This window comes from Dokdonia sp. Asnod3-C12 (assembly GCF_045063975.1).
Lineage (GTDB): Bacteria > Bacteroidota > Bacteroidia > Flavobacteriales > Flavobacteriaceae > Dokdonia.
The window spans coordinates 2,040,534-2,051,828 of record NZ_JBEFNY010000003.1 but is presented as its reverse complement, the minus strand read 5'-3'; the positions used below and the strand labels follow the sequence as shown (position 1 = coordinate 2,051,828).

The 11,295-nt window shown below is 38.3% G+C and carries 11 protein-coding genes; 3 read left to right on the top strand and 8 right to left on the bottom strand.

Features of this window, described 5'->3' with window-relative positions:
* Positions 1-19: 19 nt before the first annotated feature.
* Genes nqrF through ACJJVW_RS09290 form a run of 6 tightly spaced genes read right to left on the bottom strand, consistent with a single transcriptional unit; the run spans position 20 to position 6,081 of the window.
* Positions 20-1,327, bottom strand: coding sequence for an NADH:ubiquinone reductase (Na(+)-transporting) subunit F (gene nqrF, locus ACJJVW_RS09315; protein ID WP_405251440.1), 1,308 nt, complete (start codon positions 1,325-1,327; stop codon positions 20-22).
* A gap of 2 nt (positions 1,328-1,329) precedes the next feature.
* The gene (nqrE, locus tag ACJJVW_RS09310; RefSeq protein ID WP_013750224.1) at positions 1,330-2,061 is read right to left on the bottom strand and encodes an NADH:ubiquinone reductase (Na(+)-transporting) subunit E; all 732 of its coding nucleotides are present in this window, start codon (positions 2,059-2,061) and stop codon (positions 1,330-1,332) included.
* A gap of 50 nt (positions 2,062-2,111) precedes the next feature.
* Positions 2,112-2,759, bottom strand: coding sequence for an NADH:ubiquinone reductase (Na(+)-transporting) subunit D (locus tag ACJJVW_RS09305; RefSeq protein ID WP_013750225.1), 648 nt, complete (start codon positions 2,757-2,759; stop codon positions 2,112-2,114).
* Complete coding sequence (locus ACJJVW_RS09300; RefSeq protein ID WP_298330155.1) at positions 2,759-3,505, bottom strand: Na(+)-translocating NADH-quinone reductase subunit C; 747 nt, start codon at positions 3,503-3,505, stop codon at positions 2,759-2,761. The genes ACJJVW_RS09305 and ACJJVW_RS09300 overlap by 1 nt, the downstream gene beginning before the upstream one ends.
* Positions 3,506-3,507: 2 nt before the next feature.
* Entirely contained in the window at positions 3,508-4,731 is a 1,224-nt protein-coding gene (locus tag ACJJVW_RS09295; RefSeq protein ID WP_405251438.1) for an NADH:ubiquinone reductase (Na(+)-transporting) subunit B, read from the bottom strand.
* Positions 4,732-4,734: 3 nt separating this feature from the next.
* Positions 4,735-6,081: a Na(+)-translocating NADH-quinone reductase subunit A gene (locus tag ACJJVW_RS09290; protein ID WP_405251436.1), complete on the bottom strand. Its 1,347-nt coding sequence runs from the start codon at positions 6,079-6,081 to the stop codon at positions 4,735-4,737.
* Positions 6,082-6,535: 454 nt separating this feature from the next.
* Here ACJJVW_RS09290 and ACJJVW_RS09285 point away from each other — a divergent pair, with 454 nt between their 5' ends.
* The 3 genes from ACJJVW_RS09285 to apaG all read left to right on the top strand — a co-directional run bounded on the left by ACJJVW_RS09285 (position 6,536) and on the right by apaG (position 9,449).
* Entirely contained in the window at positions 6,536-7,789 is a 1,254-nt protein-coding gene (locus ACJJVW_RS09285) for a type IX secretion system plug protein domain-containing protein (protein ID WP_405251434.1), read from the top strand.
* Between the two features lie 77 nt (positions 7,790-7,866).
* The gene (locus ACJJVW_RS09280) at positions 7,867-9,060 is read left to right on the top strand and encodes a DUF3667 domain-containing protein (protein ID WP_405251432.1); all 1,194 of its coding nucleotides are present in this window, start codon (positions 7,867-7,869) and stop codon (positions 9,058-9,060) included.
* Between the two features lie 2 nt (positions 9,061-9,062).
* The gene (gene apaG / locus ACJJVW_RS09275; protein WP_013750231.1) at positions 9,063-9,449 is read left to right on the top strand and encodes a Co2+/Mg2+ efflux protein ApaG; all 387 of its coding nucleotides are present in this window, start codon (positions 9,063-9,065) and stop codon (positions 9,447-9,449) included.
* On the opposite strand, the gene ACJJVW_RS09270 is transcribed toward apaG, so the two are convergent.
* Together ACJJVW_RS09270 and ACJJVW_RS09265 are read right to left on the bottom strand one after the other, a co-directional pair.
* Positions 9,418-10,428: a DUF6695 family protein gene (locus ACJJVW_RS09270; protein ID WP_405251430.1), complete on the bottom strand. Its 1,011-nt coding sequence runs from the start codon at positions 10,426-10,428 to the stop codon at positions 9,418-9,420. The genes apaG and ACJJVW_RS09270 overlap by 32 nt on opposite strands.
* Positions 10,425-11,141, bottom strand: a complete 717-nt coding sequence (locus ACJJVW_RS09265; protein ID WP_379952936.1) for an NRDE family protein — start codon at positions 11,139-11,141, stop codon at positions 10,425-10,427. Before ACJJVW_RS09265 ends, ACJJVW_RS09270 begins: the two co-directional genes overlap by 4 nt.
* Positions 11,142-11,295 lie beyond the last annotated feature (154 nt).

The following is an 11,295-nucleotide window of genomic DNA, read 5'->3' as shown; positions in this document are numbered from 1 at the left end:
GCGAAAGCGAAACTATATACTATCCTCCAAAGTCATCAAAACGGATGTTCTCATCTGGAATTCCATAATCTTCTCCCATTTTCTGAACAGCGTTGTTCATAAGTGGAGGACCACAGAAGTAAAGCTCGATATCTTCTGGAGCTTCATGTTTACTTAAATACTGATCAATTACTACTTGGTGAATGAAACCAACAAAACCGTCTCCTTCTCCATCTGTAGAATCTTTTACTTTCCAGTTATCTTCTTCCATAGGCTCAGAAAGCGCTAGGTAAAACTTGAAGTTAGGAAATTCTCTTTCTAACTCGCGGAAGTGCTCTAGGTAAAATAACTCACGTTTAGAACGTCCTCCATACCAATAAGTAACCGTACGTCCTGTTTTAAGGGTTTTGAAAAGGTGATACAGGTGTGAACGCATAGGCGCCATTCCTGCTCCACCACCTACGTAAAGCATCTCAGACTCAGACTCGTTTATGAAGAACTCTCCATAAGGACCAGAGATCACTACTTTATCACCAGGCTTCTGTGCAAATATGTATGATGAAGCAACCCCAGGGTTAACATCCATCCATTGGTTTTTTGCTTTATCCCATGGCGGCGTAGCAATACGTACGTTCAACATAATCTCACGACCTTCGGCAGGGAAGGAAGCCATTGAGTATGCACGCTCTACAGTCTCGTTATTTTTCATAGTAAGTGGCCATAGACCAAACTTATCCCATTCTGCTTGAAACTTATCTGGAGTTTCATGCTCTTCTGGGTGAGCAGTAATATCAATATCTTTATAGTTGATTGTACATTCAGGAATTTCAATCTGAATATAACCACCAGCTTTGTACCCCATATCTTCAGGAATCTCTACTACAAATTCCTTGATGAATGATGCTACGTTGTAGTTACGTACTACTGTTGCATCCCACTTCTTAATCCCAAATACTTCTTCTGGGATAGTGATATTCATATCTTGCTTCACTTTTACCTGACAAGCAAGACGCGCTCCATGAGCAAGTTCCTTACGAGAAAAGTGTGGCGTTTCTGTAGGTAATGCTTCTCCACCTCCTTCAAGAACGTGACACTCACACTGTATACAAGTACCTCCACCTCCACAGGCAGATGGTAAGAATATTTTGTTGTTACCTAGTGTAGAAAGTAATGTACTTCCAGAGGCAACCTCTACTTGTTTCTCTCCGTTAATTGTAATTGTTACAGGTCCCGATGGAGATAGCTTTTGCTTTGTGAAAAGCAATAATCCCACGAGCAGTAACGTAAGTACTAAAAAGGCAGCGATTGTCGCGATGACAACGCCGGACATTGATGCGGCTAGTATCATAATTAGTTTTCTTTTTCGTTAGCAATTTTGTCAACAGCGATCATAGCTACCGGTTGACCTTCTTCTTTTACTTCTATCTGTGCAGCTTCTACTGCTGGAGCTTCTTCTTCATCACCTCCAGTAAGCATTCCTCCAAAACTCATAAATCCTATTGCCATCAACCCTGTGATGATAAAAGTAATTCCCAATCCTCTTAAAGGTGCAGGAACATTTGAGTAACGTATTTTCTCACGAATGGCTGCAATTGCAAGAATTGCTAAGAACCAACCTATACCAGAAGATATACCGTAGTTGAAGGCAAGACCTAACGTTTGGATATCTCTAGATTGCATAAACAATGACCCTCCTAAGATGGCACAGTTTACCGCGATAAGTGGCAAGAAAATACCAAGTGAGTTATACAGTGATGGCGAGAATTTCTCTACTACAATTTCTACCAGTTGTACCATTGTTGCAATAGTTGCAATAAATAATATAAACGATAAGAAACTTAAGTCATAGTCTGCATATTCTGGGCCTAACCATGCTAAAGCACCGTCACGTAATATGTACTGATCAAGTAACCAGTTAATAGGCACTGTTACCGCAAGTACGAATATTACTGCAGCTCCAAGTCCTACGGCAGTAGTAACTTTTTTTGACACCGCTAGGTAAGAACACATTCCTAAGAACGTTGCAAATACCATGTTATCGATGAAAATGGATTTAAAAAATAATTCAATATGCTCTAACATATCTTTGATTTTATAGGTTTACGCTTTCGCGAAAGCGTGAAAATTAATTCTTAGTTCTCTTCTACTAACGCAGGATTTCTTGATCTCTGTACCCAGATAATCAAACCTACCACAATAAGTGCCATAGGTGATAGCAACATGAATCCGTTGTTCTCATATCCTATACTGTATAGTCCTGTTTTTTCAATAGGATCTCCAAGCACTTTAAATCCAAGAAGTGTTCCTGAACCTAAAAGCTCTCTAAAAAAACCTACCATAATAAGTATCACACCATAACCAAGTGCATTACCTATTCCGTCTAAGAATGATCTGTAAGGTCCGTTTCCTAAAGCAAATGCTTCAAAACGCCCCATGATAATACAGTTTGTAATAATCAGTCCTACAAAGACAGATAGCTCTTTACTCAACTCATAAGCAAATGCCTTAAGCGTTTGATCTACCACAATTACCAACGTTGCTACAACGATAAGTTGTACAATGATTCGGATTTTTGAAGGAATCACATTACGTAAAAGCGATATTACTACGTTACCAATCCCGAGTACAAAGAGTACAGAAATTGCCATTACAATAGATGCTTTTAGTTGCGCTGTAATTGCAAGTGCAGAACAGATACCTAATACTTGAATAGTAATTGGGTTATCATCTGCAAGCGGATCAAGTATAAGTCTTTGATCTTTTTTTGATAGTATCGCCATTATGCTTTGGTTTTAAAATCTTGAATAAATGGAACGTAATTCTTAAGTGTACTCTTAATCATTGCACTTACACCATCACCTGTGATAGTAGCTCCTGCAAGAGCATCTACTTTATTATCTTCTTTACGTTCGTTTTTTGGATCGTTATTACCCTTTGCTACAGTGATTCCAGAATATTGTGTCTTAGACATTATCTGCTCTCCTGTAAAGTCATCCATAAAATAACGTTCCTTGATATTTGCACCAAGTCCAGGCGTTTCTCCTTTGTGATCAAAATACACACCTTGTACAATCAAGTTATCGTCTAAAGCTACATAACCCCAGATAGCATCCCAAAGTCCTTTACCGTACATAGGTACAACATAAAACTTCTGACCATCTTTCTCACCTACAAACAGAGGCATCTTACGCTCATTTTTAGGTAATTTACTTTGCTTCTTCATATCTACAGTAAATGCCTCATCACTTTGTGTGATTTTACCACTCTGTATAATGTAAGCTTCTTTGATGTATTTGTCATACTCTGCCTCTACCTTATCAGTAGGGATAAAGTTAACACCACCTTCACCTTCAATATTTTCATTCACACCCATTGCATACAGAATGTTCTGTTGCTTTTCAAAGCGCTCATTTTCCTTAATTGCTGGCTTAAGACCTGTTGCAAGTCCTGCAAGCACTCCTCCTACTACAACTACCATAATAGTTGCAAATAGAATCGTATATCCGTTTCCGTCTGTCTTTGCCATTGTTATGCTGTTTTAAGTTTAAGACGTTTCATTCTCTTCTTCACATTCCCTTGAACCACGTAGTGATCAATAGTAGGAGCAAATACGTTCATTAATAAGATCGCAAGGAAAACTCCTTCTGGGTATGCTGGGTTAAATACACGAATCATGATAGAGATAAATCCTATTAAGAATCCGTAGATGTATTTCCCTTTGTTAGTTTGCGATCCTGTAACTGGATCTGTTGCCATAAATACAGCACCAAACAAGATACTACCTATAATAAGGTGTTGCCAGAAAGGAACACTCATTAAACCGTAGAACTTACTTGAACTATCAATCCATCCTGCGTCAACTACACCATTAAAGATAAGCCCCATTACTAGCGCTCCTGCTACAGCAGAAAGTATGATTCTCCAACTTGCTATTTTTGAAAAGATCAAAAATGCAGCTCCAAAAATGATTAAAAGTTTTGATGTCTCTCCTACAGAACCTGGAATAAAACCAGCAAACATGTCCCAATAGTCATATGCAACAGTACTATTCTGTGCATAACTACCTAAGATAGTTTCTCCAGAGATTGCATCTGGCTGTCCAGCCATATCAACTGCTTGGTGTACCCATACTTTATCTCCAGACATCCAAGTAGGATATGCAAAGAATAAGAAAGCACGGATAGTAAGTGCAGGGTTAAGGATGTTCATCCCTGTTCCTCCAAATACTTCTTTACCTATTACCACACCAAAGATTACTGCTACAGCAAGCATCCATAATGGAATATCAATAGGAACAATAAGTGGCACAAGCATTCCAGTTACTAGGTAACCTTCTTCTACCTCGTGTCCTTTTATAACTGCAAAAATAAATTCTACTAAAAGACCTACACCGTAAGAAACCACCACAAGTGGCAATACTGTCCAAGCTCCCATTGCAAAGTTATCCCAGTTCCAGAAATTTCCATCAAAGAAACCTACAGCCTTATACTCTGCTGCTGTTCCAGCTACTTCTGCAACTGCATAGTAATGCTGGTATCCAGCATTAAATATTCCAAATAACAAACAAGGAATCAATGCGATGATTACCGTGTTCATTGTTCGCTTTAAATCATCTACCGCTCTAATGTGACCACCACTATGTGTCGTCTCATTAGGAGCGTATAAAAAAGTGTGAAGTGCGTTGAAAGCCGGAGCCATCTTCTTCCCTTCATACTTCATTTTAAGCTTATGTAAACTTTCTTTCATTCCCATAACTTACCCTATTTCTTTATACATAACATCTAATCCCTTTCTGATAATTTCTTGATGTGGCTGTTTAGACACACACATGAATTCAGTAAGTGCAAAATCTTCTGGAGCTACTTCATACATACCAAGCGCTTCCATCTCATCTAGATCTTCTACCATACAAGCCTTAAGGATTTGCATAGGGTAAATATCTAAAGGAAAAACCTCTTCATAGTTTCCTGTTACTACAAACGCACGGTGCTCACCATTTGTATTAGTATCAAGATCATACTTTTTATTAGGTTGCATCCATGAGAACGTAAGTGCTCTAGATGGAGATATCTTATCAAAAACTGGCTTATTCCACCCAAAGAATTCATAATCATCACCTTCTGGAATTGCAACAAACTCAGTTGCATAAAAACCTAAAGCTCCATCTGGACTAATTTTATCGCCAGTAAGTACGTTACCTGAGATAAAACGGTTGTTATCACCCTCTACTCCTGCAGCATAAGCAAATGTAGAAACCTCTGCCCCTATCATTGTCTTATAATACTTAGGTGCTTTGATAGATGAACCAGATACAGATATTACACGCTGTGCATTAAATTTTCCAGTAAGTAACAACTCTCCAATAATAGCTAGATCCTGTGCAGCAATCGTCCACGCAGTTTCTCCTTTATTGATTGGGCTTGTTTTATTTATTAAAGTTCCAACGTTCCCAGCTGGGTGCGGTCCTTTTACTGTATGAGTTACAACATCTTTAAGTCCAGAAAATATAGAAGAGCTTGCTCCTATAGAAACATGAACACCTCCAGAAGTAAGCGTTGCAAGCGCAGAAACTGCTGCTTGTAAGTGCGCTTCCTTACCTGCAAGAACAAAATCAAGGTCTGCAGCGAGTGGCCCTGTATTTATCCCAGAGATAAAAATCGCCTTTGGAGTTACTGTTGGGTTTGCAACAACATCATAAGGACGTTGCTTGATAAATGGCCAAACCCCTCCTTCAAGTAATCTCGCTTTTACCGCCTCTGCACTTGCAGATGCACCTAAAGCTCCTAGATCACGAGTAGCACCAGCATAATCTGCTTCAATTACAATATCAGTAATCACACGGCGTGCGCCACGCTTGATTTCTGTAATTGTTCCAGCTACGGGAGATACAAATTTGATTTCTTCTTGAGACTTTGAGTAAAATATTACATCTCCTGCCTGTAGGTTCGCTCCTTCTTTTACGACCATTTTAGGAGTAATGAGATGAAAATCTGAAGGCCTAATAGTAATGGTACGCGATCTAGGCGCCTCAGAAATTGTTTTTTCTGCTTCGCCTACTAATCGGATATCAAGACCTTTTTTGATTCTGATGTCTTTTGACATATGTCAGTAGATTTATGTTATCTAAAATCCTCTTAAATTGAGGTTTGCAAATTTACATAATACCGTCCGTATTTCCGAGTGTCACTAAGTGAAAGTATTATTTATAATATTTCTAAATAATGTTTTACACGACTCATTAAACAAAGCTTCTCAAAACACTATATTTCAAACGTTTTCACTGTAAAAAATATCTCTTTTTAAGATTCTTGTTAAGCCTATTTGACTCAGACACTGCAAAATTAATTTTAAAATAACATCAAATTGAGGCGCACAATTCTCAATAAGGAATGTAAAATGCTTGCAATCTTACATTATGCTGCATTTTTAGATTCAATTCCCTTTATCACATTTTCGCGTAAGCGTAATTATCAAACATCATCATTTGCCACACCATATTGATTAACGCAATATCTCGGCATCAAAATTGTTTATATTTGGTATCCATCCATATTTTATGAGACCATATTTCACCATTTTATTGATTGTAATTTCGTTGTCTGCTGCTGCTCAAGCAGTGCAAGAAGTTCCAGAACCTGCATTTATAAAAACTGTACAGTTTAATGAAAACAGTACTACCGGCACCTCGCTGCCTATTATAAAACTGGGGAGCAGTTTGCGACTTTCTTTTGACGATATTATAGGAGATGAGCGTGATTATTTTTACAAGATAACACATCATAATGCAGACTGGACACCTAGTAATCTCGTACGTTCTGAGTTTATGGATGGCATGGACAATGTGCGTATTCTCGGGTTTGAAAACTCGGTTGCCACCCTACAACTTTACACTCATTACGACCTGAGCATCCCTAACCAGATGACTAAGAGACTTACTAAAACAGGTAATTACCTCTTGAGTATTTATGATGAGGATGACAATCTTGTTTTCTCTCGTAAGTTTATGATTTTTAATCCTCAATATAGTGTGGGAGCAGAGGTTAAGAGGTCTCGCGACTTGAGATATATAGACAGCAAACAAGTGTTGCGCTTTTTTGTAGACTCTGGAGACGACCTCATCATCAACCCAAAAACTAATTTACACACCGTTCTCATCCAAAATAATAACTTAAAAACGGCTATTACAGGCATAGATCCTCAATACAATATAGGGAGTAAGCTTGAGTATCGTTATGATCAAGAAACAGCTTTTTGGGGTGGTAATGAATTTTTCAACTTTGAAAATAAGGATGTGCGATCTTCTACTTTTGCCATACGCAGCATAGAGCTTAAAAGTCTTTACCACAACTACCTCTACACAAACCCTGCTCGTTATGATGAGCCATACACGTACAACCCAGATATTAACGGTAATTTCTTAATTAACACTTTGCAAGGTCGCACACCACTTACAGAAGCAGAGTATGTGTGGATTCACTTCTCTTTACAATATCCAGAAGTTAACGCCGGACAATCTATCCATGTCTACGGAAACTTTAATAATTATGTAATCGATAAAAACACTGCTCTTACCTATAATGGTGACTCACGCCGCTATGAATTACCCTATTTGCTTAAACAAGGATTTTACAATTATCGCTACGTACTAGTAAACGCAGATGGAAGTATTGAAGAGAAAGATAATATAGACGGTAATTTCTGGCAGACAGAAAATGATTACCAGATACTAGTATACTACCGTAAGCCCGGCGGGCGCTTTGATGAGTTATTAGGATATGGCACCACAAACTCTAGCCAGATTACAAACTAATTACAACATATGTAGTTAGCATTATTTCTTTACGCTTTCGCGAAAGCGTATCCTTCTAAAAATCCTATATTTATATCGTGAAGGAAACAGAAATCAAACCAACTAGCCGAAAGGCGATGCGATATAGAGGGGTAGAATGCTTAAACTGCAAGCACCCTTTAGAACTCTCTGACCGCTTTTGCGCATACTGCGGTCAAATAAACACCACCAAAAGACTTACGCTCAAAGATTTTATAGGCGAATTTGTTCTAAGTGTTTTCACCTACGACTCTAAATTTAGGTTCACTATAAAAGATTTACTCTTCAAACCCGGCACCATCACCCGCAACTACGTAGACGGGAAGAGGCTTAAGTATGCAAACCCTTTTCGATTCTTTTTAAGTGCTTCTATCTTTTATTTTATTCTACTTGCAATAGTGGGACTTTTTCAAGAGCCTAAAGAAGTAGATTTGAGTAAGGGTGCTTTCGTAGTAAATGATGGCAAAGAGGATATTGTAAATGTTCAAAAATCCATAGAGGAAATGGATTTTAGCAATGTGCAGAATTACAACCAAGAACAAGCCGACTCATTAAGCAACGAGATTGAAGAAAAAATTAACGCTGGTATTGTGTCTATCACTACCAAAAAAGCGCAACGCAAGAAAGAAGAAGAAAAGGAGTTTACATTTATTACAGAAGACTCACTCACCGCTGCCTACAAAGGATCAGGCAGTTATTTAAATATTCTAGCACACAAAGCAGAATACTTCTACAAGTTTAATAAACATACAGATATATCAAATCCAGCAACAGCGCTAGACAGCTTAAGGTACCCTAAAACAAAGACCAACATATTCTTATACACCAAAACAAACGACTTCCAGCGTGTCCAAGAAAATCCAGTGAAATTCTCAAAATATCTACTTTCTAAAACTCCGTTCTTTCTGTTTTTCATGGCACCTTTTGTAGCCCTTTTCTTTTGGCTCATTTATTCAAAGAAGAAATTTAACTACATGGAGCACTTGGTTTTTATCTTCCATATATTCAGTTGGATATTTGTGGTATTAATTATCTGTTTACTTCCAGATCTATTACTTCCAGGAGATAATATTCTAGCCGCCATACTATTAATTCTAGTAGGACCGTTCTACTTTTACAAAGCACTACGCAATTTTTACAAACAGAAGAGGCGCTGGACACTAATAAAATTCGTATTTTTAAATATCGTATTTTTTATAAGTTCCATATTTTTTGCACTTATATTCTTTACGATTACTGCACTTTTATTTTAAGAATGGTACAACAAGTTACAAGAGGAATTAAAATTTCTGTAGAGACTACCTTTGAGGGCACATTTTATAAAAATCATAAAATGCGCTATGCCTTTGGCTACAAAATAACGATTGCAAACCAGAGTAAAGATAGCGTGCAGCTCATGGCTCGTCACTGGAGAATAACAGATGCCCTTAGCGCACCAGAGACCGTTGCCGGAGAAGGTGTCATAGGTAAAAAACCTGTTCTTAAACCTGGCGAAAGCCACACCTACAGTTCTGGATGCTTGCTCAACTCTGCCTTTGGGGCAATGCAAGGTTTTTACCAAATGGTAAACTTTACTACTACACGTAATTTTAGAGTAAAAATCCCAGTATTTAAGCTGAGTGCACCGTTTGCTTTAAACTAATAGCCGAGAACTTTTGAGAAGTAAGCTCAAGGCGAAAAAGTGAATCTCCCTGCTCAAGCGTGCAATATGCACAGTTACTATCATACACAAAAGAGTAATCACTCACGGCAGAGAAACCGTCTGGAAATGCTGCGACACCTTCAAAATCCTGCTCGCCAAACTCAGTAAACCTTCTTACAATACCTTTTATCTCAGAGAGAATCTCAAGATGAAAATAAGCACTACTACCTGTGCCCTCTAGAAAGTGAACGTTTTCTGGCAACACAACCTCATCTTCAACAGTGTATGCAGCGGGAACTCTTCTATCAAAGTAATTTGTGAGATTCTCGCGTAGCGCAGTAGAATTATAAGGTGTAATCACACCATTAAAAATCTGATAAACCCCCTCTTGTGATGCGCTTTTCTCTACATTACCAATGGTACTTGGCGTAAATTTTTTATTACGCTTTAAGTATTTAATAATTGCCTTTTCCTCAGTACTAGCGAGTATCGTTTCTGTAACAAAACGAGCGCAATTACTTCCTATTTTCCCAAAAGCTTTATAAGGAACGCTTCCTTGACTTTGCAGTGAATGTATGTAGTCTATTGCCTTCTCATAATTAATTGAAGAACAAAGTGAGGCCACAAGCCTGCCTGATCCATGCGTTTTTTCTGGATGCGCGTCTAGCCATAATAATAGCTCATCTAGATTTTCAAGATTTCCTTCTCTCACAATAGCTTTCACGGGAACTTCCAGCTCAATATCTGTGTTTGCACCTCGCACACGACCTTTTCCTTTGGGAGTAATATATCTGCCAAAATCAAAATATTTTGCTTTACCAGTCTCATTTTCTATAAGGACTAATGCAGCATGACCCGCCTTGATGTGCGTGCGCGTACCAAGTCCCATGAGAGGTAAAATTTTACACATGAGCTCATCAGACATTTTTACAAACGTATCTGGAAAAGCGAGCACTATAATCTTTCCATTATATATCACGCAGGTATCATTTCAAATTGAGCGGTGTGAACTTCTTCCTTTTGAAGATCATTATACGTCATCTCACAAGTGTCATCTATTTTTTCTACCTGAGTAACGCTTACTGTTTTTAACAGGCCGCGATTAATTTGCAGGTCTACATGTGCATCACCTTCTCCTGCTTTGGTATGAAAATCAAATAAACTCTCTTTACTCCAATTTGTTGTTTCTTTAAAAGCAGCAAACCAAGTACGGCGTTTATCCTTCATGGTGGCATCATATAAGGTAGATGAAGACCATATTTTCGGCTCTTTACCTAAGACTGTTACATGCGCTTTCTCACCATCCCAAACTAGTTCTGTAGCCTTGAGTGTATTACTCCAGTCTATAGCTACAATCGTAAAAGGCTCAATACCCTCATAATTGAACGTATCGATAGCCTCAGACAAATCGGCTGCCTTAAGAAGTTCTTTTACAACGATGCCACGACTCATTGCATAGCTTTCCTTTCTCACATGAATTTCAAAACCTCCGTTAAGCAAGCATATCATCCTATTTTTTTCAGAAATGCCTATCCACGTACCGCCAGCGACAACGTCTTTTGGGAATAGCATCTTTGTTCCATCCACATCATAAAAGTCTGGAGCGAGGGTGGTTCTACCCACCGCTTCATCACGATTAGACGTAAGAATGAACGTATTATTTTCTTTAGGAATATAGGTTACAGTACACATTGAGGGATAAGTCGCAGTTTAATGGGTGAAATTACGAAAAAAAGAATAGTAAGGTTTCCTAAGGTTTGTTTCTAAGTTACGCTTTCGCGAAAGCGTAAAAAACTCATCTGTTACACTCTTCCCAAAGACCTGTATCATCCTATCTTAAATTTGT